General features: G+C 60.4%; 17 protein-coding genes. 6 read left to right on the top strand and 11 right to left on the bottom strand.

All coding sequences use genetic code 11. The features are described from left to right. The first annotated feature begins 207 nt into the window (after positions 1–207). From ACCC96_RS24180 to ACCC96_RS24170, 3 genes are read left to right on the top strand one after another with little or no spacing between them, the layout of a single operon-like run. Positions 208–1452 (top strand): exonuclease SbcCD subunit D C-terminal domain-containing protein, encoded by a 1245-nt coding sequence (locus ACCC96_RS24180; protein ID WP_413697115.1) that lies wholly within the window; start codon positions 208–210, stop codon positions 1450–1452. Beyond that, the gene (locus tag ACCC96_RS24175; RefSeq protein ID WP_413697114.1) at positions 1449–5090 is read left to right on the top strand and encodes an AAA family ATPase; all 3642 of its coding nucleotides are present in this window, start codon (positions 1449–1451) and stop codon (positions 5088–5090) included. The genes ACCC96_RS24180 and ACCC96_RS24175 overlap by 4 nt, the downstream gene beginning before the upstream one ends. After that, on the top strand, positions 5087–5683 hold the full coding sequence (locus tag ACCC96_RS24170) for a glutathione S-transferase (protein ID WP_413697113.1): 597 nt from the start codon (positions 5087–5089) through the stop codon (positions 5681–5683). Before ACCC96_RS24175 ends, ACCC96_RS24170 begins: the two co-directional genes overlap by 4 nt. A 155-nt stretch (positions 5684–5838) precedes the next feature. Here the strand turns inward: ACCC96_RS24170 and ACCC96_RS24165 are convergent, their stop codons facing one another. The 9 genes from ACCC96_RS24165 to ACCC96_RS24125 form a co-directional block, all read right to left on the bottom strand. Next, on the bottom strand, positions 5839–6096 hold the full coding sequence (locus ACCC96_RS24165) for a hypothetical protein (RefSeq protein WP_413697112.1): 258 nt from the start codon (positions 6094–6096) through the stop codon (positions 5839–5841). Then, positions 6093–6305, bottom strand: coding sequence for a hypothetical protein (locus ACCC96_RS24160; protein ID WP_019579305.1), 213 nt, complete (start codon positions 6303–6305; stop codon positions 6093–6095). The genes ACCC96_RS24165 and ACCC96_RS24160 overlap by 4 nt, the downstream gene beginning before the upstream one ends. Before the next feature lie 115 nt (positions 6306–6420). Next, positions 6421–6546, bottom strand: a complete 126-nt coding sequence (locus ACCC96_RS24155) for a hypothetical protein (RefSeq protein WP_007901166.1) — start codon at positions 6544–6546, stop codon at positions 6421–6423. A 205-nt stretch (positions 6547–6751) separates the two neighbouring features. Then, entirely contained in the window at positions 6752–6931 is a 180-nt protein-coding gene (locus ACCC96_RS24150) for a hypothetical protein (protein ID WP_019650041.1), read from the bottom strand. Between the two features lie 155 nt (positions 6932–7086). Continuing rightward, the gene (locus tag ACCC96_RS24145) at positions 7087–8262 is read right to left on the bottom strand and encodes a lactonase family protein (RefSeq protein WP_413697111.1); all 1176 of its coding nucleotides are present in this window, start codon (positions 8260–8262) and stop codon (positions 7087–7089) included. After that, entirely contained in the window at positions 8249–8545 is a 297-nt protein-coding gene (locus ACCC96_RS24140; RefSeq protein ID WP_018926173.1) for a DUF5629 family protein, read from the bottom strand. Before ACCC96_RS24140 ends, ACCC96_RS24145 begins: the two co-directional genes overlap by 14 nt. 187 nt (positions 8546–8732) lie before the next feature. Next, complete coding sequence (locus ACCC96_RS24135; RefSeq protein WP_413697110.1) at positions 8733–10313, bottom strand: aldehyde dehydrogenase (NADP(+)); 1581 nt, start codon at positions 10311–10313, stop codon at positions 8733–8735. A gap of 10 nt (positions 10314–10323) precedes the next feature. After that, complete coding sequence (gene araD1 / locus ACCC96_RS24130; RefSeq protein ID WP_413697109.1) at positions 10324–11316, bottom strand: AraD1 family protein; 993 nt, start codon at positions 11314–11316, stop codon at positions 10324–10326. Positions 11317–11359: 43 nt separating this feature from the next. Continuing rightward, positions 11360–12682 (bottom strand): MFS transporter, encoded by a 1323-nt coding sequence (locus ACCC96_RS24125; RefSeq protein ID WP_413697108.1) that lies wholly within the window; start codon positions 12680–12682, stop codon positions 11360–11362. 193 nt (positions 12683–12875) lie between these two features. Between ACCC96_RS24125 and ACCC96_RS24120 the strand changes: the two genes are divergently transcribed. The 3 genes from ACCC96_RS24120 (at position 12876) to ACCC96_RS24110 (ending at position 20353) form a co-directional block, all read left to right on the top strand. Continuing rightward, a complete protein-coding gene (locus tag ACCC96_RS24120) occupies positions 12876–14612 on the top strand; it encodes an IlvD/Edd family dehydratase (RefSeq protein WP_413697107.1) in 1737 nt (578 codons plus the stop codon). Between the two features lie 161 nt (positions 14613–14773). Further along, entirely contained in the window at positions 14774–15493 is a 720-nt protein-coding gene (locus tag ACCC96_RS24115; protein ID WP_413697131.1) for a FadR/GntR family transcriptional regulator, read from the top strand. Between the two features lie 144 nt (positions 15494–15637). Continuing rightward, on the top strand, positions 15638–20353 hold the full coding sequence (locus ACCC96_RS24110) for a dermonecrotic toxin domain-containing protein (protein WP_413697106.1): 4716 nt from the start codon (positions 15638–15640) through the stop codon (positions 20351–20353). Positions 20354–20416: 63 nt separating this feature from the next. Here the strand turns inward: ACCC96_RS24110 and ACCC96_RS24105 are convergent, their stop codons facing one another. Beyond that, on the bottom strand, positions 20417–22801 hold the full coding sequence (locus ACCC96_RS24105) for an efflux RND transporter permease subunit (protein WP_413697105.1): 2385 nt from the start codon (positions 22799–22801) through the stop codon (positions 20417–20419). Between the two features lie 28 nt (positions 22802–22829). After that, positions 22830–23897: a WD40/YVTN/BNR-like repeat-containing protein gene (locus tag ACCC96_RS24100; RefSeq protein WP_413697104.1), complete on the bottom strand. Its 1068-nt coding sequence runs from the start codon at positions 23895–23897 to the stop codon at positions 22830–22832. Positions 23898–24376: the final 479 nt, after the last annotated feature.

The following is a 24376-nucleotide window of genomic DNA, read 5'->3' as shown; positions in this document are numbered from 1 at the left end:
CCGTTGGGGTGCGAAGCGCCCCTTACAATGCTTCAGTGCCACCGAGTCGCCTGGATTCACGACTGCTTCGCAGCCGAACGGGGGCAAGCCCCCTCGCCACAAAATCAGTGCCTGACCACATCCCATGTGTTTGCCAGTAAACTCTCCCCTCTTTAGCCGCCATCATTCTTCTTGCGGCCATCACCTTATTTTGTTGCGGAGTACGCCTTGCGTCTGTTCCACACCTCCGACTGGCACCTTGGGCAGAACCTGCACGGCCAGGAGCGCGATTTCGAGCATGCCTGCTTTCTCGACTGGCTGCTGCGTCAGCTGAAGCTGGACCAGCCTGATGTGCTGCTGATTGCCGGCGATATCTTCGACACGGTCAACCCGCCGGTCAAAGCCCAGGAGCGCCTCTACGATTTCATCGTCAGCGCCCACGAGCAGCAGCCGTTGCTGACCATCGTGATGATCGCCGGCAACCACGACTCCGGCTCGCGCATCGAACTGCCCGCGCCGTTGATGCGCCGCTTGCGCACTCACGCGCTCGGGCGCGTGCTGTGGCTGGATGACGGCCAACTGGATGCCGAACGCCTGTTGCTGCCGTTGCCGGATGCCAGCGGCGCAATCGCTGCCTGGTGCCTGGCGCTGCCGTTCCTGCGCCCCGCCGAAGTGACCGGCGCGCAGCTGGGTGACAACTATTTGCGCGGCATCGGCCAGGTTCACGAATGGCTGATTGAAGCGGCGAACGCCAAGCGCAAGCCGGGTCAGGCGCTGATCGCCATCAGCCATGCGCACATGGCCGGCGGTTCGGTGTCCGAGGACTCCGAGCGCAGCCTGATCATCGGCAACGCCGAAGCCCTGCCCGCCAGCCTGTTCGGGCCGAGCATCAGCTATGTCGCTCTCGGGCATTTGCACAAGCCGCAGAAGGTCAACGGCGAAGAACGCATCCGCTACAGCGGCTCGCCGATCCCGCTGTCATTCTCCGAGATCGGTTATCAGCATCAGATTCTCGACATCAAACTGGATGGCGAAACCCTGCTCAGCGTCGAACCGAAACTCATTCCCCGACCAGTGAACCTGCAACGCCTCGGCCCCGCGCCGCTGGCGGAAATCCTGCTGCAACTGGCCGACCTGCCCAACATCGACCTGCTCGCCGACATCCAGCGCCAGCCGTGGCTGGAAGTGCGGGTGCGCCTCGATGAACCGCAACCGGACCTGCGCCATGAAGTGGAAACAGCCCTGCAAGGCAAAGCGGTACGGCTGGTGCGGATTGCCGCCGAATACGCCGGCAACGGCAGCCGCGACGGCGTCGAGGACGGCGCCACCTTGATCGAACTGGACCAACTGACGCCGCAGGAACTGTTCAGCCGCGCCTGGCAGGACAACTACGGCAGCGAGGTCGACGAGCAAACGCTCAAGGACTTCGCCGAGCTGCTGCAAGACGTGCAGATGGAGAGCGAACAGCCATGAAAATCCTCGCGATCCGCCTGAAAAACCTTGCCTCCCTGGCCGGGCCATTTGAAATCGACTTCACCGCCGAACCCTTGGCCAGTGCCGGCCTGTTTGCGATTACCGGGCCGACCGGCGCCGGCAAAAGCACGCTGCTCGATGCGCTGTGCCTGGCGCTGTTTGGCGCCGTGCCGCGGCTGAACAACGCTCAAGCTTCCGCCAAAACCCCGGACGCCGATGGTGAAATCAGCACTGGCGATCCGCGTACGCTGTTGCGTCGCGGCACCGGTGAAGGCTTTGCCGAAGTGGATTTTGTTGGCATCGATGGCCGCCGTTATCGCGCGCGCTGGGAAGCCAATCGCGCCAGGGAAAAGGCTGGTGGCAAGCTGCAAGCCAGTCGCCAGAGCCTGCGCGACATCGATCAGGATCAACTGCTCGCCAGCCAGAAACTTGAATTCAAGAGTCAGATCGAGTCCGTACTGGGCCTGAACTTCGAACAGTTCACCCGCGCCGTGTTGTTGGCGCAGAGCGAGTTCAGTGCGTTCCTCAAGGCGGACGACAACGACCGCAGCGAACTGCTGGAAAAGCTCACCGACACTGCGCTCTACACCCGCCTCGGTCGCCGCGCCTTCGACAAGACCAAAGAAGCCCGAGAAGCCCACAAGCTATTGCAGGACCAGGCCACCGGGGTCACCCCACTGTCGCCTGAAGCCCGAGCCGAGCTCGATGAGCGCTTCAACGACGCGCAGCAACAACTCAAGACCCAGCAGGCGCAGCTCAAGCAATTGGAGTTGCAACACACCTGGCTCAAGGACCTGCGCCAGTTGCAGGACGCGCAACAGAGCGCCACCGAGCAACTGCAATCCGCCCAACAACACTGGGACAGCCTGGCCAGCGAGCGCTTGAAGCTGACCCGTCTGGAGCAACTGGCCCCGCAACGGCACCAGTTCGCGCGAAAGACCGAATTGACCACCCAGCTCACACCGCTGGCGGCGCAGATTCAGCAGCATACCCAACAGCAAACCGAACTGAACGCGCGTCGGGCTCAGCTCGAACACGGTCTGAGCGCGGCGCAAACGGCGCTGGTTGAAGCGCAGAGCCAACACAGCAACAGCGCGCCACTGCTGCGTCAGGCTTTCGAAGAGCAAAGCACCCTCGCCCGCCTGGTCAAGGACGCCAGCCTCAGTGCCGACCTCAAGCAGCAGGCGGAACTGGCCTGCACGCAAGGCCAAAGCACGATTCAGGGCTTGCTTGACCAGCAGAAACAAGTCGCAGAACGGTTGCAGCAAATTGCCGGTGAGCTTGAGCAGAGCACTCATCTGGCGCCGCTGAGCGATGCCTGGAACGCCTACCGCGATCGTCTGCAGCAACTGATGCTGATCGGCAATCGCTTGAACAAGGGCCAGGCTGAACTGGCCGCCCTGGAGCAAAGCGCCACCCGCGCCGCCGAGGATCTGGCCACCCAGCGCCAGAACCTTGAGCTGCTGTACAAAGAGGCTGGCGCCGAACCTGAAGCGGTGGCCGAACAAATTCAGATCCTCGGCAGCCTGCTACAGGACAACCGCAAGCAACTGCGGGCCATTGAAGAGCTGACGCGGCTGTGGGCCAGCCAGCAGGAACTGGACAAACGCGGCGCCGAGTTGCAGCAGCGCCAACTCGCCGCTCAGCAAGAGCGTGATCGTCTGACCCAGGACGGCGTGAAAACCAAGGCCGAACTGACCGTCGCCGAACAGATCCTGACCGTCACCCGCGAACTGCTGGAACGTCAGCGCCTGGCGCGCAGTGCCAGCGTCGAAGAACTGCGTGCGCAACTGCTGGACGATCAGCCGTGCCCGGTTTGTGGCAGCCTGGACCATCCTTATCATCAGCCCGAAGCCTTGCTGCAAAGCCTCGGTCGGCACGATGAAAGCGAACAGGCCAACGCCCAGAAAGCCGTCGACCTGCTCAAGGAAAAACTCACCGAGCTGCGCGCAGAAGTTGGCGGCTTGATTGCTCAACAAAAGGAATTGCTGCAACAGCAAGAACAACTCGCCACTCAACAACAGAGCCTGGCACCGAGCCTGGAAGCGCACCCTCTGTCTGCTCAACTGTTGGCCCAGGACGCAGACAAACGCGATGCCTGGCTGAGCCAACAAAGCAGCCAGCTGAACCAGAGCATCACCCAGGACGAACAGCGGCAAACCGCCCTGCTCACCCTGCAACAGGATGCCGCGCGACTGGCGCAACAACTGCGCAGCGCCGAAGCGGCGAACCAACAGGCGACACAACACCTGCTCAACCAGCAACGGGAGTTGAGCAGCGATCGCCAACGCCTGGACGAAGAACTGACCGCATTCAGCAGCCTGCTGCCAGCCGAGACGCTGGAAGCTTTGCGCAACGAACCTGCCGCGACCTTCATGCAGCTCGACCGGCAGATCGCCCAGCGCCTGCAACAACTCGAGCAGCAGCGCGATGAACTCGGCGAGCAACAACAACGCCAGCAGACGCTGGACAAAGAACAGGACCGCCAGCAGACCCGCACCCAGCAACTGGACGCCGCGCAGCAGCAGTTCAGCGCGTTGGCCGGGCAACAACAGGCTTGCCAGGAAAAACTGACGCAACTGCTGGGTGAACACGCCAGCGCCGAACAATGGCAGCAGCAACTGGATCAGGCCGTCGAGCAGGCACGCAATGCCGAAGCGACGGCCAATCAGGAACTGCAAAGCGTGCGCACGGGGCTGGTGCAACTGGCCGCCGAACTCAAGGCACAGCAGGAACGTGCGCAAGCCCTGGAAAACGAAGACCGCGAGCTGAGCAGCAAGATCGCCGACTGGCGCGCGCAGCATCCAGAACTGGACGACGGTGGGCTGGAAGCGCTGCTCGGCGTCAACGACCAACAGCTCAGCGAGCTGCGTCAACGATTGCAGCAAAGCGAACAAGACATTGCGCAAGCCAAGGTGCTGTTGCAGGAGCGGGATCAGCGCTTGCTCGATCATCAGGCGCAGCACAACGGCAACCTGGACGCCGAACAACTGGCCACGGCGCTAACCGAACTGCAAAACCTGTTCGCCGCCAGCGAGCATCGCTGCGCCGAATTGCGCGCCGAACAAACCGAAGATCAGCGTCGACAGAACGCCAATCAGGCGCTGGCGCAGCAGATCGCCGACGCCTACGCCGAGTACCAGCGCTGGGCTCGCTTGAGTGCGCTGATCGGTTCGGCCACCGGCGACACCTTCCGCAAAATCGCCCAGGCCTACAACCTCGACCTGCTGGTGCATCACGCCAACGTCCAGTTGCGGCAACTGGTGCGGCGCTATCGCCTGAAACGGGGCGGCAGCATGCTCGGGTTATTGGTGATGGACACCGAGATGGGCGATGAACTGCGCTCGGTGCATTCGCTGTCCGGTGGCGAGACGTTCCTGGTGTCGCTGGCGCTGGCGCTCGGTTTGGCATCGATGGCATCGAGCACGCTGAAAATCGAATCGCTGTTCATCGACGAAGGCTTCGGTAGCCTCGACCCCGAATCCCTGCAACTGGCCATGGACGCCCTCGACGGCCTGCAAGCGCAGGGACGCAAGGTCGCGGTGATTTCCCACGTACAGGAAATGCATGAACGGATTCCGGTGCAGATTCAGGTCCACCGCCAGGGCAACGGCCTGAGTACCCTGGAGGTGAAATGATCACGCTGTATTCGTTCCGCCGCTGCCCCTACGCTATGCGCGCTCGTATGGCCCTGCGCTATTCGGGGGTTGCGGTGAACATCGTCGAGGTCAGCCTCAAGGCCAAACCGGCCGAAATGCTCGCGCTGTCGAGCAAAGGCACGGTGCCGGTGCTGAGCGTGGATGGCCGGGTGATCGATGAAAGCCTGGAAATCATGCGCTGGGCGCTGGCGCAGAACGATCCGCAGGACTGGCTGCTCAAGGATGCCCCTGTCGGGCAGCAATACATCGCCGGGCTGATCGAAGAAAACGATTCGGTGTTCAAGGTGCACCTCAATCGCTACAAATACGCCGAGCGTTATCCCGAGCAGCCGATGACGTTTTATCGCGCCGAGGGCGAGGTGTTCTTGCGCAAGCTGGATCAGTTGCTGGAGGGGCGCGACTACTTGCTGGCCGCGCACCCGAGCCTGGCGGATGTCGCCTTGATGCCGTTCGTGAGGCAATTCGCCCATGTGGATCGCGAGTGGTTCGGGCAGACGCCTTATGTGCGATTGCAGGGCTGGTTGCAGCGCTTTCTGGAGTCAGAACTGTTCACTGGTGTGATGCAGAAATAGCACCGCACACTTGTGGCGAGGGAGCTTGCTCCCGCTCGGCTGCGCAGCAGTCGTAAATCGGCTGATGAAGGTTGTCTGAAACAATGAGGTGACGGGTTTGGGGCTGCTGCGCAGCCCAGCGGGAGCAAGCTCCCTCGCCACAATAGACCGGGGAATCAGGTCAGCACCGAGCACATCCCCAATGCCGAGCAATCCACCTGGAATGGCCCGAAAAATTCGCCATTGGATTTGCTCGGCGGATTACCCACCAGCAACTCCAGCGCTTTGGCGGTCTGGATGTTGTGGGCGATGTTGTGGTTGCATTCGATGGCCCGCGCCACCGACCCCGCCGAGCCCTGCCCGATCCCCAACAACGAAGCGCCGTTGGTCATGAACGCCAGGAAGGCGATGACCCAGAGTCTACGTCCTTTCATGCCCCGGCCACTCCCGCCAAGTCGGCGTCATCAACCACTGCGTGTTGAGCACGGTGTTCGAACTGGATGCCGGGATAAGCGATCTGAATCGGTGCTTGAAGGCTGTGTTGCGATTGAGCCGAAAGGCTGACGACCAACACCATGGCCACGTAAAGACCAATGGCCAGGTAAGCGCCGTGTTTGGCAGAAGTGAGGATGGTGCTGGCCATGGTGTTCTCCGTGGGCATGTTTCAGTGCCCACAGAATCGATCAAAAAACAGAAGATAACTAACGACCTTTATGCATAGTAGCTATCAGTTTTATTGATCTTGAACCCAGCGTGTTTCAGTCCTCGATAAAACTCATCAAGCGCTCACGGGCCGCGTCCGGCTCGTTGGGAACGGGCTGGGCAGCCGACAGAATCGGGGTGGAATAGAGAAACAGGAGAACCACTGCCAGACGCATCGCCATGCTGTCGATCCTTTTAGGGAAGGAGTCAAAAAATCAGCGTCAAATTTAAACACATGGCCATGTGATATCAAGCATTACATTGATAGCAATATGATGCTGTCGTAAATGCGTTATGCAGGAGCGACATCACTTCGGGGCTTTTCGACGCCTGTGGGCCGATCGGCAAGTGACTTCGCTCCTGCATAAAGGGTGCAGGGCTGACATTTCAGTGTTGGGTTTTGTGATCCAGCGCGGCGTAGAAGTTGGCGCTCTGTTGGAGGTATTTCTGGGTGTAGCTTTGGGTGTGGGATTTTTTGTCGCTGATTTCAACGTTAGCGCTGGCAGGCAGTGCAACAGTGGCGGAAATAGCGGAAGCGGCGATGACAGAGAAGAGATTGAAGTTCATGGCGGTATTCCTCGATTCAGTTGGCTTGCTTGCCCGGTTGGGCCGTGAAGCAAACTTAACTCCCGAGGGTCGGCGCCTTGAAATGCTTTGTAGCATTAGCCGATATCAGTCTCATTAATAGAAGGTTGCAGGCCCCATCAACCGGGGCCTGCGGCCTATTGACGCAGCAGGAACTTGAGATCGCTCGGGGCATCCATCGGCAGTTTTTGCACGGTTTTGCCCAACAGACCGGTCTTGGCGTCACGCTCGATGACGACAATCTGGTTGCTCTTCTGGTTGGCAATCAGCACGAATTTGCCGCTCGGGTCGAGACTGAACTCGCGCGGGTGATCGCCGTCCACCGAGCGACGCTGAAGCTCCTTGAGGTGGCCGGTTGCCGGGTCGATGGCGAACACCAGCAACTGATTGGCGGTGCCACGGTTGCTGACGTAAAGGAACTTGCCATCGGCCGAGGCGTGAAGCGCAGCCGCAGCCTTGCCCGATGTGGGCAGCCCCGCCGCCAGATCGACCAACTGCGTTTGCTCGAGCGTGCCGTCCTTGTAGTCGAACACCGCCACCTGCGCGCTCATCTCCATGGTCAGCCAGGCGTGCTTGCCATCGGCGCTGAACAGCAAATGTCGCGGCCCGCTGCCGGGTGGCAACTGGACGGACGCCGGTTTGGCAGCGGTCAACGGCCGTTCCGGATTGGCCTTGGGATCGAAGCGATAGACAAAGATCTTGTCCGCGCCCAGGTCGTTGGAAAACACGTAGTGGCCGTCCGGCGAAGAAACCACCGAATGCACGTGCGCTGACATCTGCCGCTCGGGGTTGACCCGGCTGGCTGGATGACTGCTCATCTGCACCACCGGTTTTAGCGTGCCATCGCTGCCCACCGGTAACACCGCCAGGGTGCCGCCCGGATCTTCAGCCACTGAGTAGTTGCTGACAAACAGGTGACTGGCATCACCGCTGATGCTCGAATGCGTCGGCTCGTTGCCCAGGGTTTGCACCTGGTTGATCAGGCTCAGTTCATGGGTTTTCGGATCGATTGCGTAACTGCTGACGCGCCCTACCGGATCGGCCTGCCCCGGGCCGTTTTCGTTGACCGCGAACAGGCGATGTTGATCCTTGGACACGGTCAGCCAGGACGGGTTGGCGCTCTTCACCACTTGCAGCGGCTTGGCGTCGATCTGCCCGGTGCGGCTGTCGAAGTTCAGGCGATAAATCCCCTGGCTCTGGCCGGCGGTGTACGACCCCACCAGCAACTCGTAGCTGTCGACCGGCGCCGCCTGCACGCCCATCGCGCCGACGCTGCCGGCGATCAACAGTGGCCAGAAGTTACGCATCCTCATTCGTTTCGTCCTCGTCATCCTGACCACCAAACGCTTCCATAGGCACCAGCCGGTGTTCACCGGAATCACCGGTGATGATCCAGCTCTTCAAATCGGGATCGAAAGTCGCCGCCTTGATCTGCGCCATGCTGAACTCCCAGCGCTTGAGCGCCCGACCGTCCATGCATTCGATGTGCAGGTTATCGTCTTCATCGAGAGAGAAGTCGAAAGCGTGCAGCCCGTCGATCTCCAGCATGTCGCAGTGTTCGAGGGCGTTGAGCAAGGTGTCGTTTACGGCAGTCATGGCAGTCAATCTATGAATGGGAAAGACGCAATGATAGCTCAATGTGGGAGCGGACTGTGGCGAGGGGGCTTGCCCCCGTTGGGCTGCGCAGCAGCCCCAAAATTTCTGATGTACCAAAGACTCTGTGAGTGCTGCGCACTCAAACGGGGGCAAGCCCCCTCGCCACAGTAAGGGTTGTGCTTGGCGGTTAGAGGGCGTCGCGCGATGGCTTGCCATCAACCAGCCGCTGAATCCGCAGCGGATTGCCATTCTTCAACGCGTCCGGCAGCAGGCTGTCGGGGTAGTTCTGGAAGCACACCGGGCGCAGGAAACGGTCGATGGCCAGGGTGCCCACCGAAGTGCCGCGCGCATCGGAAGTCGCCGGATACGGTCCGCCATGGACCATCGAATCGCAGACTTCCACACCGGTCGGATAACCGTTGAGCAAGATCCGCCCGACCTTCTGCTCCAACAAGGGCGTCAGCTCGCCGAAGCGTTCGAAGTCCGCCGGCTCACCGATAATCGTTGCCGTCAGTTGCCCGTGCAGGCCGTTCAGCGCAGCACTGAGTTGCGCCTGATCCGCCACTTCAACAAACACCGTGGTCGGGCCGAACACTTCTTCTTGCAGAACTTCATCGCCATCGAGCAACAGGCTCACATCTGCCTTGAACAGTTGCGGCTGCGCCTGATTGCCTTGTTGCGGGTTGCCGGCCAGGTGCTCGATCTGCGGATGCGAAAGAAGCTTGTGCAGGCCTTTGCCATAGCTGCTCAAGGTGCCGGCGTTGAGCATGGTTTGCGCCGGCTGATCGCCGATCAGCCCGGCCACCTGTTGCACGAACGCACTGAACTGCGGCGAACGAATGCCGATCACCAGCCCCGGATTGGTACAGAACTGCCCGCAGCCCTGCACCACCGAAGCCGTAAGGTCACGGGCAATGCTTTCAGCACGAACTTCCAGCGCCTGCGGCAACACGATCACCGGGTTGATGCTCGACATCTCGGCGAACACCGGAATCGGCTGCGCCCGTGCCGCGGCCATGTCGCACAGCGCCCGACCGCCTTTCAGTGAACCGGTAAAACCGACCGCCTGAATCGCCGGGTGCTTGACCAGCGCTTCCCCTACTCCACCACCGTAGATCATGTTGAACACGCCGGCCGGCATGGCGGTTTTTTCAGCGGCGCGAATCACCGCGTCGGCCACCCATTCAGCGGTTGCCATGTGACCGCTGTGGGCCTTGAACACCACCGGGCAGCCAGCGGCCAAAGCTGAAGCGGTGTCGCCGCCCGCCGTGGAAAACGCCAACGGAAAGTTACTCGCGCCAAACACCGCCACCGGCCCCAGACCAATGCGGTATTGGCGCAGGTCCGGACGCGGCAGTGGCTGGCGTTCCGGTAGCGCCAGATCGATCCGCGCGCCATAGAAATCACCGCGCCGCAGTACCTTGGCGAACAGACGCATCTGGCCGCTGGTGCGCCCACGCTCGCCTTGAATCCGCGCCGCCGGCAACGCGGTTTCGCGACAGACCACGGCCACGAACTCATCGCCCAGAGCGTCCAGTTCATCGGCAATCGTGTCCAGAAATTGCGCACGGCGCTCGGCGCTCAGGCTGCGATAGGCCGGGTAAGCGGCGGCGGCAGCCTTCGCGGCGGCGTCGACTTCTGCAGCAGTGGCCTGGAAGAAATCGTGGGGCAAGGCCTCGCCAGTGCTGGCATCGACGCTCTGCAGTTTGACGGTGCCGGCAGCGCTGCGCTCACCGCCAATGTAGTTGTGACCAAGAATCCGGGTCATGGGTGTCTCCTTAAAGTGTGCCGACGGTGCCGGGTTCGAATGCCGCTTCAACCGGTGCGATGCCGTTGATCAAGGGGGCGCCGAACTCGGCCTGGCTGATCTCGAACACATCGCCCGGCCGGGTACGGATGCCGTCGGCGAAGGACAGGGTCGCGGTGCCGAAGAAGTGAATGTGCACATCGCCGGGGCGCAGGAACTGGCTGTACTTGAAATGGTGATACTCGAGGTTTTCCAGGCTGTGGCACATGTTGGCTTCGCCACTGAGGAACTCGTTCTGCCAGAGCACTTCGCCGTCACGCAGGATCCGGCTGGTGCCCGCCAGGTGTTGCGGCAATTCGCCGACCCGAAGCTCTGGGCCATAGCTGCAACTGCGCAGTTTCGAATGGGCCAGGTAAAGGTAATTCTTGCGTTCCATCACGTGATCGGAGAACTCGTTACCCACCGCAAAACCGAGGCGATACGGTTTGCCGTTGTGGCCGATGACATAGAGGCCGCTGAGCTCGGGCTCTTCCCCGGCATCTTCAGCAAAGGGCGGTAGCGGGAAAGGCTTGCCCGGTCGCACGACGATGCTGCCATCGCCCTTGTAGAACCATTCCGGTTGTACACCGGCCCAGCCGGCTGCAGGTTTACCGCCCTCCACGCCCCACTTGAAGATGCGCATGGTATCGGTCATCGCCGCTTCATCGCCGGCCTGCTGATGCATTTTGTCCCGAGCCGAGGCGCTGCCCAAATGGGTCAGGCCAGTGCCGCTGACCAGCATATGCGCAGGGTCCGGGTGATCCAGCGGCGGCAGGATGCGCAGCTTGGCCAGCAGCTCGGCATAGTTGTGGCTGATGCCCAGCCCCAGGGTTTGAACCTGTTGCTCAAGATTGACCCCCGCCTCGATCGCCGCCAGCGCCAGATCCCGCACCGTGTGCGCATCCCGCACTTCGCGCACCAGATCGTCTTCGACCACGCCGACGCGGCGTTCGCCATTACTCAATTCGAACTGAACTAAACGCATGAACCTTCTCCTGTTAATGCAGAACTTGTTGGCCAGTTTCCCGTCAGGTGCGGGTAGCACCGCGAGCGCTGGCGGCGAACTGGTCGGCCGGCAGCACGTGCTTGCGTTCCAGCAGGCGATACACCACGCCGGTCAGGACCAGGCCGAGCACCATCACGCAGGACAGGAAATACAGCCCCGACGCCAGGTTGCCGGTGTATTCCTTCAGCGCACCGATCACGAACGGACCGATGTAGCCGCCGAGGTTGCCCACTGAATTGATCAAGGCGATCCCCGCCGCCGCACTGGCGCCGGCGAAGAATCGCCCCGGCAAGGTCCAGAACACCGCGGTGCAGGAAAACAGCGCGAACGCCACCAGGCACAGCGCCGCCAGTTGCAGCACCGGCACCGACAGCCAGGCGCTGAGGAACAGGCCGATGGCACCCAACACATACAGCACCGCCAGATGACCGTAGCGATCATTGAGACGGTCGGAACTGCGCGGAATGATCAGCAAACCGATGATCCCGAAGATGTACGGCACCGATGACACGAACCCGGTCACCAGGTCCGTGCCACCGAACTGCTTGATCAGCGTCGGCAGCCACAAACCGAGGCCATAGATGCTCAGGGTCACCGGCAGATAGAACAGCGCCAGCAGCAACACCCGTTTGTCCTTCAGTGCATGCAGCGGATTGCCGTGCCAGGTCTGGCCATATTCGGCGAGGTCTTTTTTCAGTTCCCCGGTCAGCCAGTCTTTCTCGGATTGATCCAGCCATTTCACTTGGTCCGGGCCGTCCGGCAAGTAGCGCAGCACCGGCCAGGTCAGCAGGATCGCTGGCGTACCTATGACGATGAACAGCCACTGCCAGCCGTGCAAGCCAAGGACGCCGTCCATGCCGAGCAAGCCGCCGGACACCGAGCCGGTGATCATCATTGCGATGGGTTGGGAAAGGATGAACAGCCCGAGGATCTTGCCGCGATGGCGAATCGGGAACCATTGGGTGATGTAGTACAGCACGCCCGGAAAGAACCCGGCTTCGGCCGCGCCGAGCAGAAAGCGCATCACATAGAAGCTGTTCGGTCCCTGGACGAACGCCATGCCGATGGTGATGGCCCCCCAGGTGACCATGATCCGCGCGAACCAGCGTCGGGCGCCGAAGCGGTCGAGCATCAGGTTGCTGGGGATCTCCAGCAGAAAGTAGCCAATGAAGAAAAGCCCGGCGCCAAATCCGTAAGCCGCGTCACCGATGCCGACGTCAGCGCCCATGTGCAGCTTGGCGAACCCCACGGCGGAGCGATCCACATAGGCGATCAGGTACAGCAGGATCAGGAAGGGAATCAGTTTCAACGTGATGCGACGGATAAGCCGCAATTCCTGGCTCATGAGTTCGGTCTCCGATTGTTGTTGTTATAGAACCTCGGGGGACGCCTCTCGCGGAAAACCATCAGGGCCATCCCTCCGTTGAAAACGACTATATAGTATTACTATTTAACCAACAACACTTCCAAACAGCCGAAATTGCGCTTATGTTACGCCACAGCTCGAACAATATAGTCATACAATAAGAGAACCGATCATGACTGATAAGAAACCCACCCTGCGCTCCGCCCAATGGTTTGGCACTGCCGACAAGAACGGCTTCATGTACCGCAGCTGGATGAAGAATCAGGGCATCGCCGACCATCAGTTCCACGGCAAGCCGATCATCGGCATTTGCAACACCTGGTCGGAACTGACCCCGTGCAACGCGCATTTCCGCCAGATCGCGGAGCACGTCAAACGCGGGGTGATCGAAGCCGGTGGCTTTCCTGTGGAATTCCCGGTGTTCTCCAACGGCGAGTCGAACCTGCGCCCCACCGCCATGCTCACCCGTAACCTGGCGAGCATGGACGTCGAGGAAGCCATTCGCGGCAACCCGATCGATGGCGTGGTGCTGCTCACCGGTTGCGACAAAACCACTCCGGCGCTGCTGATGGGCGCGGCCAGTTGCGACGTGCCGGCGATCGTCGTCACCGGCGGGCCGATGCTCAACGGCAAGCACAAGGGCCAGGACATTGGTTCGGGCACGGTGGTGTGGCAGCTCAGCGAACAGGTCAAGGCTGGCACTATCACCCTTGATGATTTCCTCGCGGCCGAGGGCGGCATGTCCCGTTCCGCCGGTACCTGCAACACCATGGGCACCGCCTCGACCATGGCCTGCATGGCCGAAGCACTGGGCACGTCCCTGCCCCACAACGCGGCGATTCCGGCGGTTGATGCGCGCCGTTATGTGTTGGCGCACATGTCGGGTATGCGTGCGGTGGAAATGGTTCGCGAAGATTTGAAGCTGTCGAAAATCCTCACCAAGGAAGCCTTCGAAAACGCCATCCGGGTGAACGCTGCCATCGGCGGCTCGACCAACGCGGTGATCCATTTGAAAGCCATCGCCGGGCGCATCGGTGTCGAACTGGACCTGGATGACTGGACCCGCATCGGTCGCGGCATGCCGACCATTGTCGACCTGCAACCGTCCGGTCGCTTCCTGATGGAAGAGTTCTACTATGCTGGCGGCTTGCCTGCGGTGCTGCGTCGCCTCGGCGAAGCGAACCTGATTCCAAACCCGAACGCCCTCACCGTCAACGGCAAAACCCTCGGCGAGAACACCAAGGACGCGCCGATCTACGGCCAGGATGAAGTAATCCGTACTCTCGACAACCCGATCCGCGCCGACGGCGGCATCTGCGTGTTGCGCGGCAACCTGGCGCCACTGGGTGCGGTGCTCAAACCCTCCGCAGCGAGTGCCGAGCTGATGCAACATCGTGGGCGCGCGGTGGTGTTCGAGAACTTCGACATGTACAAGGCGCGGATCAACGATCCGGAACTGGAAGTGGACGCCAACTCCATTCTGGTGATGAAAAACTGCGGGCCTAAGGGTTATCCGGGCATGGCCGAAGTCGGCAACATGGGCTTGCCGGCCAAGCTGCTGGCCCAGGGTGTAACGGATATGGTGCGGATTTCCGACGCACGCATGAGCGGCACGGCGTACGGTACCGTGGTCTTGCATGTGGCACCGGAAGCCGCCGCCGGCGGGCCTTTGGCGGCAGTGAAGGAAGGCGACTGGATCGAGCTCGATTGCGCCAGTGGACGTTTGCATCTGGACATTCCGGATGCTGAACTGGCCGCACGCATGGCCGATCTGCAACCGCCACAACAGTTGCTGGTGGGCGGCTATCGCCAGCTGTACATCGACCATGTGTTGCAGGCGGATCAGGGTTGCGACTTCGACTTCCTCGTCGGTTGTCGTGGGGCCGAGGTGCCGCGTCACTCTCATTAAAGTCAAAAAATCGCAGCCTTCGGCAGCTCCTACAGGGATCGCATGCACCGTTAAATTGCGGATGTACTCGGTCAATGTAGGAGCTGCCGAAGGCTGCGATCTTTTCAAGGGCGCCTGCTATCATGCGCGGCACCCCATTGCTCAGGATCGCGCCGTTCCCCATGGATTACCGCAAACCCTCCGACCGCAAAAGCATGCACTCGCGCATCGTTCAGGAACTGGGCATGCAGATTGTCTCGGGACGTTTCAAACCGGACGACAAACTGCCCGCCGAAGCCCTGCTGTGTGAGGAATACGCGGTCAGCCGGCCAGTCCTGCGCGAAGCGACCCGAGTACTGGTTGCCAAGGGCCTGGTGTATTCCCGTCCGCGGGTCGGCACCGTGGTCAAGCCGCGCCGGGAATGGCACATGCTCGACCCGGACGTGTTGCACTGGCTGATGCAAAGCAGCCCGCAGAATGAGTTCTTCAGCCTGCTGACCAGCGTACGCAGCATCATCGAACCGGCCGCGGCAGCCCTGGCCGCGCAGTTCGCCACTGACGAAGACATTGCCTCAATCGGTGAAGCCTACCAGCGCATGGAAGCCGCGCCGACGCCTGAAGCCTTGTTGCAGCCGGACCTGGATTTCCACAGCCGCATCGCCGACGCGACCCACAACGACTTGCTGGCGAACCTGTGCAACATGTTGTCGGTGGCGATTGCCGAAGCCCTGAAGCACTCCAATCAACGGCCGAACCTGCATGAACTGGCGCTGCCTCGGCACAAGGCGATTCTCACGGCGATCGAGAATCGCGATGCGCTGGGTGCGCGGCATGCGACGTTGGTGCAACTGGACGATGCGCGTAATGCGCTGAATGTGGTGCTCGGCACCGATCCCGCATAACCACCACAATTCCCCTGGGCTCATTGCCACCACGTAGTCATCACTTAGATCATCGAATTGTCGGATCTGCGGTATCCCGTTACCGCACATCCATTCCGGCCTCGCCTTACTTTGCGTAACTCAACCCATGCAAAGGATTGCATCATGCCGATACCTGCATCCCCCCCTGCCACGGCGGACATGACCGATATCATCGCGCACGCCGTCAGCGCCCGCTTCAGCTCCCGCCCCACCCTGCGCTCGGAAACCGCTCGCCTGCTCAAGGACGGCGTACTGGAAAAATACCCGCAACTGGACTTCGACCCTGAGCGAACCAAAATCGCGCAGCCGATTCCCAACGGGGCCTGGCGCCTCGCGTTGCTGCTGGACTTGGTACTGGATTATCTGGCCAGCGGCACACCTGTCGATTTCAGCGAGCAGTTCAGTCGTGCCTGCTTTCTGACCAACCGTGCGCCCGCGCAACTGACTGTCGGCAAAACCACATCGAGCCTGCCTGATCTCCAGGTGATTGCGGGGGTCATCCTTGAGCTGCCCGACTTGCTGCACATCGGGCTTCAGGAATCGCTGACCCTTTACTGGAACCAGAAGAACGAGACCGGCGTCAGCCGCTGGCAATGGCTGGGAGACTTGCTGGCCGGTGTCCTGCAGACATCCGCGACCCGCCTGTCGAAAAGCAACCCGGTGCAGGCCGGGGTTCTCACGGAACTGGCCAGCTACCCGGATAACCTGCAGCGTCTCCAGCAGCCCCGGTCAAAAGGCCCAATACAAGCCTGCACCCTGCAAACCACCCTGACCAAAGGTGACGTGTCGATTACGCTGCTGGCCTCCGAGCTCCTGGTGACTTGTGGTGAAACCCATTTGTTGTGCAGCGTGACCGGAAAAATCGAGCCCTTCTCTTCCCTGGAAGCTTTCGGCCTGGCTTGGGGCGCACGGTTTCAACAGGCATACAAAGCCGATGTCATCACCTGGAAGCGATTTGAGCCGGACGGCAACATCTTTGACATTCAGGCTGCCCTGCTCCTGAACCGGCAGCTGGAAGATCTGGCTGCACTCAAACTGCCCGCCAGCCGGGGCTTGGGCGAGTTGGCGAAACACGTTGATGCGATCACCGAAGTCGCCACGCTGTTCATCGACAGCCAACCGGTCGATGCCGTTTTTCAACCGATACAGGCATCGATTCCCGAGTGGTTGCAAGCAGCGACACCCACTGACCGCATGGCCTATCGCAAGCACGTCCTGGCCATGGCCAGCGTCAAGCAACAGACTCAGGGGCGCACCTTCAACGATGGCATCGACGACCTTCGTACGTTTGCCCGAAAAGCCTTGCACAAGCAGATGCAGGAAGATTATCCGCTGGCGCCCGGTTACAACTCCGACGAGCTGGAACTGACCTTTCATGTACCCGTCGGTGACCTCGGCAGCGGCTACATCGAAACCGTCAAAATGACCCTGACCGAGCTGGCAATCAACAATCTCGCCGCAAAACCCAAGGGCCGCATGACTGTCCGTCACACGGGAGACCAACTGATTCAGGAGTGGACTACCGACGCCTATCTGCTGGACCTGGTAAGCCGGGTCAATGTCGGCCAGCACTATCCCGAACTGATCGAAACCTTGCTGCTCGGCGAGACCGACGACGCACGGGAGCGGGAACGATTGTTCACGCTGGAACTGTCGGTTCATCTCCCCCTGCTGGCCCTCGAGCATTCGATCAAGGGTGAGCACGGGTTCACCCATCTGGGGTATCGCTATGTCGATGCGTTGATGAATCGCACCGCTGCCGAACGGGTCGTCGATGAACAGGCCGTGGTCATCCGGCCCCTGGCGTTCCAACGCAAGGACGGCGCCGACTGTGATGTGGCCGCCAACATGTTCATCATCGAGCCCAAAGACTTGCAGGCCACTGGCCCGCATATCCTCTATCGCCCTTTGTACACCCCGTCACTGCAGCAATACGCCGCACGCAGCGACTTGCTCAAAGCGGTCGCGCAACAGGGCGCGCTGCAAACCAGCGTGCTGACCTGGCTCCCGGACCGCGCACGTCCGGTTTACGACAACAACGGTTTCAACGAACCGCATATCAACCACTTTCACATCGGCGACGAGTTCTCGCCGCCCGACAAGCCGAAACCGGCGATTCTGGCAGGCGACGAAGCTGCGGCCCGGTGGCTCAGTGCTATGGAGGAAGGTCGATTGCCGGCCAGCCTGTTCGCCAGCAACGCCCGGGCGCTGGCCGATCTGGCTGACAGGCAATCGGTGTCCAATGCCGAAAGCCGTTGGGCGATCATCCTTGAGGGTGGCTGGCTGGTCTTTAACAACCTGGTACTGCCACTGTTGCGCGGCCCGGCAATGCTGGTGGGCTGGATGCTGCAAATCACCCATAGCCTGATCAACGACCTGCCCGCACTGGACAGTGATGACCCAACTACCCGGAATCTGGCCTGGGTCGATGTGCTCTTGAACATCGGCCTGCTCCTTTTGCATGTCGCACGAACTCAAGGTGAACGGCCTGCACTGGCGCCAGAGCGCATGGGCGAAGACGCTCCGGTGCCCCTCGATCCGCTGCGCCGTCTGTTGCCACTGGACTTGCTGAATTCCGAGACAAGCATCACTCAAGAAACACCCGGACTGCCCTCCGAACCGCCAGGCAGTGGCGATACGTTGCTGGATTTCAACCTGTCGACCGCTCGGGACTCGACCTCGGCGCGGCTGTTCAACAGGCTGCTGGCGGTCAAGGTTGCATGGCCGGCGTCCCTGCCAGAGCCTGCTGCAACCGGTCCGTTCAAGGGTCTGTACCGGATCGACGACAAATGGCACGTCACGGTCGCCGGCCTGCTGTTTCGCGTGAGTATCGTGCCCGGTTTCGGTGAGGTCTACCTGGTGCATCCCGAGCATCCCGACCATCCGGGAATCAAGCTCAAAACCGATGGGTATGGCCGGTGGACGCTGGATCAAGGGCTGAAACTGCTCGGCGGAGGACGTAACGCCAGGCGGGATGCCCTGCGCGAGAGCAAACAGCAACGCATCAGCCTGCTGGAACTGAACCACCAGGAATTTTTGCAGCAACAGACGCAGGTGCAAAAACGCGTTGATATCGCGGAAAAGCTGATGGAGCTGAAAACAAACGACCCCGCCAGCAGCGAGCACGATCGCGCCACTTTTCGCCAACGGTTCGCAGACGAGCTGGACAAACAGAGCGAAACCTATGTCACGGCGCTTGCCGAAATCCGCGAAAAAAGCGCTCTGAGCAAAACTGATCCCGATTCAAACCTGCAGCGTAGCCTGCTGGAGAATCTCATCAACAACGCGCGCAAACGTGTTGTCATCGCCGACAGGGAACGGGAAGCCACCCATCGAACTTACGCGGACTTGACCCGCGGTATCGAACACTTGCGCGAAGCAATCAAGGACAAGGGCAACGTCGTACTGGATCGATACTTCGAATTCATGCGCAGGACCTCCGAAGTCAACGAAACCATGATCAGGTTCTACGAAGAAACAGAGAGCCGACTTACGGAGCTTAAACACTTGTCTCGCTTGGGCTTGGAGGACTGGAAACGGTTGACCGACAATCGCTCTGAGAATGAATTGACCGCTTTGCGAGTCAAGTCCTACCAACTGAGCATCTTGCGTATTCTCAGCCTGAAGGAACTGGGTAGCGCCACCATGGCCCCACTCGAACGCGCGCTCGATCCCCTGATGTTGCTGTCTCGCTCTCATTCCGAACTGCAAACGTCTCGCACATATAACAGCAGCGATCGGATCGCCGTTCTGGACAACCTGGTCGATCACTACCGCAAAGCACTGGACGGGCTTGAAAGTATCGGCATCTTCAATGCCGAAGAATTACAGCCAGCGGCCTTCAATCGCCTGCGAGAGATCATCGGTGAACTGCGCCTCGATGCCGAGCGACGTCTGGCCGACGACCTTCAAAATCTCCCGCAACCTTCGGTCTCCGAGCCCGGCCCGTCTTCACCCGGAACCAGCAAGCCCCCGATCCAGCGCCCCTCTTCATGGGCCAGTCGCAAGCGGGTCATCAAAACCGCCAAGGGCACTCTGATCGGCGATATTCGCCCCCGCGTGGCTAACCAGGGCGCAGACATTGTTGATATCAGCGGTCCACTCGAAGATGCACCACTGGCTTCGTTCCATGAACATGAACCGAATGTCTGGGTAGAAATGATCGAGGTCAGGCAGCCCGCACCCAAGGCCTCCGCGCACTCCTACGCACAGCTCAAAGGGGATGCCCGCAAGGCCATCGCCAATGTCGACAAGCAGGTAAGGAAAATCGAGGGTTACGCGCAACGCGCAAGCTCACCCAAGGAAATTGAAGAGCAATTGCAACGCGAAGCACAAAAGCTGACCGGGTATGCCGAGGGTCTGGAACACCATGAGGCACCCTCGCCAAACCGGGAGCAAGATGCCTCGTTAATCAGCGATTTACGCGATCACGCGCGAGCCCTCGACAGCAAGGCATCGGAACTGCGCATCCGCATGACACTGGCCCAGCCCCCCAGCAGTGAGGGTGTGGAGTTTCTGTTACGGTGCAAGGAGGTTTACCCACGCATGATCGGTAATCGCGTACAACTGAAAACCGGACGTAAAGACTTCATGCAGGAGTACGTCCTGTTGAACAAAGACGATCAACCCTGGGGGTACGCGCATTTTCACTATGAGCGCTTCGATGATGCCAAGACGCACTATACCCAGGCCCATCTGAAAACCAGGGAACAACGCTTCGAAACCTACGAATCGGCGATGGCCAAGGCTACAGATCCGAGACAGAAAATCGATATCCACCGCGGGATCATCAGCAAGGAACTGGCCAACAGTGCATTCCTGACGCTACAACCACGCTGAGTGCTCGGTCCCCCATAAAAAAAGCCGCAACCTGAGTTGCGGCTTTTTGGGTCAGGCTGACGCCTAGTGAGCAAACAGCGAGTTGCCCTTCTGCCCTGCCAGTTTTTCCGGCTTGATCAGGAACCGTGCCAGCGCTGGCAGCAGCCACAACGCGCCAAACATGTTCCAGAGCAGCATGAAGGTCAGCATCAGGCCCATGTCGGCCTGGAACTTGATCGCCGAGAAAATCCAGGTGCACACACCGATCGCCAGGCACAGACCGGTGAACAGCACAGCCTTGCCGGTGGATTTCAGCGTCTGGTAGTACGCCTCTTGCAACGGCAGACCGGCACGCAGGAAGCTTTCCAGACGGCTGTAGATGTAGATCCCGTAATCCACGCCGATCCCCACCCCGAGCGCCACCACCGGCAAGGTCGCCACTTTCACACCGATGCCCATGAACGCCATCAGCGCGTTGCCCAGCACCGAGGTCAGCACCAGCGGCAGCACGATGCACAAGGTCGCCGCCCAGGAACGGAAGGTGATCATGCACATGGTCGCGACGCAGATGTACACCAGCACCAGAATCGTCAGCTCGGAGCGCTTGATCACCTCGTTGGTGGCCGCTTCGATCCCGGCGTTACCGGCGGCCAGGAGGAACTCCAGGCCTTCCTTGTTGTTGTCCTTGGCAAAGTCCTGCACCGCATGAACCGCGCGATCCAGGGTTTCGGCCTTGTGATCGTTGAGGAACACCAGCACCGGCGCCAGGGAGCAATTGTTGTTGTACAGACCATCAGCACGGGCGATGGAGTTGTTCAACACGTCCGGGTTGCGCGACAGGGTTTCCCATTTCAGGTTGCCCTCGTTCATGCCCTTGATCATTTGCTTGGACACGGTCACCAGCGAGATCGCCGACTGCACGCCCTCGGTGTTCTGCATCTTCCACATCAGCTCGTCGATCGGTGCCATGGCTTCATAGCGCGAGCAACCTTCGGGCTTGGTCTTGACCATTACAACCAGCACGTCGGAACTGGTGGAATAGTTGTTGATGATGAAGCTGTTGTCCTTGTTGTAACGCGAGTCCGGACGCAGTTCCGGCGCGCCCTGGTCGAGATCGCCGATTTTCAGGTTCTGGCTGTACCAAAGGCCACCGCCGAAGGCGATCAGCGCCAGGAGAATGGAGACCGGTGCGACTTTAGGGCTGGCAAAGTTCGCCAGCAGGCGCCAGAAGGGATGCTCGCGGTGCGCGTCTTTCTTGCTGCGGTCGACGGCGCGTTTGCTGATACCCACGTAGGAAATAGCTACCGGCAGCAGGATCAGGTTGGTGAACACGATCACCGCCACGCCGATGGACGCGCCGATGGCCAGTTCACGAATCACGCCGATGTCGATGATCAACAGCGTGATAAAGCCCACCGCATCCGCGAGGATCGCGATCATCCCCGGCAGGAACAACTGACGGAATGTTCGCCGCGCCGCAGTCAGCGCGTTGTCCGCCTCGCTGGACTGCAAGGCGATACCGTTGATTTTCTGCACGCCATGGGAAATCCCGATGGCGAAGATCAGGAACGGCACCAGCATCGAGTACGGATCAAGCCCGAAGCCGAAGAAGTGCATCAAACCGAGCTGCCAGACCACCGCCACCAGCGTCGTGCTCAGTACCGCCACGGTGCTGCGCATGCAGTTGGTGAACCAGTACAACAGGATCAGGGTGATGACGAAGGCGACGCCGAAGAACATCACTACCATGACCAGCCCATCGATCAGGTCGCCGACTTTCTTGGCGAACCCGACAATGTGGATCTTCACGTTAGGGTTCTGGACTTCGAACTTGTTGCGGATCTTGTCTTCAAGTTCGTGCGAGAACTTGCGGTAGTCCAGTGCCAGCAACTTGCCCTGGTCTTGCGGGTCCGGGTAGGACTCCAGCAGCGGGATGTCGACGATGCTCGACTTGAAGTCGTTGGCCACCAGCCGCCCGACTTGCCCGGACTTGAGCACGTTGTTGCGCAGCAGGTCGAGGCTCTGCTGGGAGCCGTTATAGCTCTGGGGAATCACTTCACCACCGGCGAAGCCCTCCTCCGTCACCTCGGTCCAGCGCACGCTCGGGCTCCACAGCGACTTGAGGCCGGAACGGTCGACACCGGAGATGTAGAACACCTCGTCGTTGATCTGGCGCAGGGTCTCCATGTACTCCTTGGAGAAGATGTCGCCGTCGGTGGCTTCAACGGAAATCCGTACGGTGTTGCCCAGGTTCGCCAGATCGTTGCGGTGCTCCATCATTTTTTCAATGAACGGATGCTCGAGCGGGATCATTTTTTCGAAACTGGTGGACGGCCGGATCAGCGTCGCCTGCCAGAACAGGAAAATACTGACCAGCAGGCAGATGACAATCACCGCCGGGCGGTTGTTGAAGATCAGGCGCTCAAGAAACGTCGCCTTGTCCTGATGAGGAGTGGTTAAGGATGTCATAGACCCGCCTTCTTATTATTTGCCCGGCTCATTTGGACGACCCGTTTTTTCCATTCTCTGCGCCCGTTGGCGAGGTGACGCGAACGCCGCCCTGGCCTGCCAGAATCAGATTGCCGTTACCCGCCGCCGTGACCGACGAGACGGAAATGCGATCGGGACGGTTGAACACGCTGAAGGTCTCGCCGTCGTCGCTGCTGCGAATGACACTGCCGCCATTGCCGACGATCACGATGGAACCGTCGTCGAGCAACGTGGCGCCGGACAGGCCGAATTCCAGCGCACCGCGTGCAGCCTTGAGTTCGACCTGCTCCCACGTGGTGCCGAAATCCGTGGAGCGGTAGAGATTGCCCCGCAAGCCGTAGACCAGCAGCGTGGCCGGTTGCGCGGTGCCGATCACACCGAACAGCGAGCCCTCGTAGGGGCCTTCAAGCTTTTCCCAGGTCTGCCCTTCATCGGCGGAACGGAACATGCTGCCCTGCTCGCCGACGATGAAAATGCCGGAATCCTTGACCGCGGCGATGGCGTTGAGGTGGTACTGATCTTCGTTGGCCAGGCGATCGCTGACGTCTTCCCAGTTTTTGCCACCGTCGGTGGTTTCCAGCAAGGCACCGTAGGCGCCCACGGCAAAGCCGCTGTTGACGTCCTTGAACCAGACGTCGAGCAGCGGCGATTCGCGTCGCAGGTCTTCGAATTGTTTGCTCCAGGTGACACCGCCGTCTTCACTGGCGAGGATCTGCGTGTCATGGCCGACGGCCCAACCGTGCTTGTCATCGACAAAAAATACCGCTGTCAGCAATTGCCGGCTCGGCACCTTGGCTTGGGTCCAGGTCGCGCCCTGGTCATCGGAATAAAGAATGTGCCCGCGATCGCCGACCGCCACCAGGCGTTTGCCGGCATGCACGACATCGAGCATCAGGCCTTTGCTGGCCTTGGCGGATTCAATGGAATAGACCACGTCGGCGGTCGGTGCGGCAGCGGCCAGCACAGGAGCCGACAACACGGCACAACCCAACAGCGAGAGCGCTGTAGCCAGCAACGCGAACCTGCGTAACGCCGGCGGGCGGCAAATACTCACACCCATGACAGGCTCACTCATAGACCTTCCCCCATTATTATTGTTAGGTCATTCAACCTTTCAGGGCGCCGTAAGGGGGTGCTCACCGGGACTGCCCTATTCCAGAGCATAGTCCTGAAACCCGCAATCCAGAGCCCCTTCGGAAGCTGGGCTTATCCTATCGGGGTTTGGAAAGGTCTGACAATCGACGCCACGTTATGTTTTGTTAACCGGGGGGGATATGCGCAGACGCTGAATGGAGGGACATTCGCAGAGGTGATCGGGGTCTGGGGTACATATCCGTTTCTGCGGTAACGGCGGCTGGTGGTTTCGCTCTTACAGCGGGTCACTTTGGAAAAGCCGGAATGCCGGCCCAGGCGAAAGTAACCAAAGCGCTCTTGCCCCTGTCGTTCGGCCCTTCGCCTAGGCTCAGGGTGCCCTCGTTCCGGTCCTGCTCCGTGGGCCCGCCGCCATCGGCCATCCATGGCCGGGGGCGGCTAACCCGGCATCCATGCCGGGTT

It is taken from the genome of Pseudomonas sp. Pseusp11, from assembly GCF_047304405.1.
Taxonomy (GTDB): Bacteria; Pseudomonadota; Gammaproteobacteria; order Pseudomonadales; family Pseudomonadaceae; genus Aquipseudomonas.
This window is presented reverse-complemented; position numbering and strand designations above follow the sequence as displayed.

Excerpts from the sequence above, each read along its gene's own strand:
- ACCC96_RS24145 (WP_413697111.1), bottom strand. The coding sequence starts at position 8,262 with ATGAGGATGCGTAACTTCTGGCCACTGTTGATCGCCGGCAGCGTCGGC.
- ACCC96_RS24150 (WP_019650041.1), bottom strand. The coding sequence starts at position 6,931 with ATGAACTTCAATCTCTTCTCTGTCATCGCCGCTTCCGCTATTTCCGCC.
- ACCC96_RS24140 (WP_018926173.1), bottom strand. The coding sequence starts at position 8,545 with ATGACTGCCGTAAACGACACCTTGCTCAACGCCCTCGAACACTGCGAC.
- araD1 (WP_413697109.1), bottom strand. The coding sequence starts at position 11,316 with ATGCGTTTAGTTCAGTTCGAATTGAGTAATGGCGAACGCCGCGTCGGC.
- ACCC96_RS24110 (WP_413697106.1), top strand. The coding sequence starts at position 15,638 with ATGCCGATACCTGCATCCCCCCCTGCCACGGCGGACATGACCGATATC.
- ACCC96_RS24165 (WP_413697112.1), bottom strand. The coding sequence starts at position 6,096 with ATGAAAGGACGTAGACTCTGGGTCATCGCCTTCCTGGCGTTCATGACC.
- ACCC96_RS24170 (WP_413697113.1), top strand. The coding sequence starts at position 5,087 with ATGATCACGCTGTATTCGTTCCGCCGCTGCCCCTACGCTATGCGCGCT.
- ACCC96_RS24120 (WP_413697107.1), top strand. The coding sequence starts at position 12,876 with ATGACTGATAAGAAACCCACCCTGCGCTCCGCCCAATGGTTTGGCACT.
- ACCC96_RS24155 (WP_007901166.1), bottom strand. The coding sequence starts at position 6,546 with ATGGCGATGCGTCTGGCAGTGGTTCTCCTGTTTCTCTATTCCACCCCG.
- ACCC96_RS24175 (WP_413697114.1), top strand. The coding sequence starts at position 1,449 with ATGAAAATCCTCGCGATCCGCCTGAAAAACCTTGCCTCCCTGGCCGGG.
- ACCC96_RS24115 (WP_413697131.1), top strand. The coding sequence starts at position 14,774 with ATGGATTACCGCAAACCCTCCGACCGCAAAAGCATGCACTCGCGCATC.
- ACCC96_RS24125 (WP_413697108.1), bottom strand. The coding sequence starts at position 12,682 with ATGAGCCAGGAATTGCGGCTTATCCGTCGCATCACGTTGAAACTGATT.
- ACCC96_RS24100 (WP_413697104.1), bottom strand. The coding sequence starts at position 23,897 with ATGAGTGAGCCTGTCATGGGTGTGAGTATTTGCCGCCCGCCGGCGTTA.
- ACCC96_RS24135 (WP_413697110.1), bottom strand. The coding sequence starts at position 10,313 with ATGACCCGGATTCTTGGTCACAACTACATTGGCGGTGAGCGCAGCGCT.
- ACCC96_RS24105 (WP_413697105.1), bottom strand. The coding sequence starts at position 22,801 with ATGACATCCTTAACCACTCCTCATCAGGACAAGGCGACGTTTCTTGAG.
- ACCC96_RS24160 (WP_019579305.1), bottom strand. The coding sequence starts at position 6,305 with ATGGCCAGCACCATCCTCACTTCTGCCAAACACGGCGCTTACCTGGCC.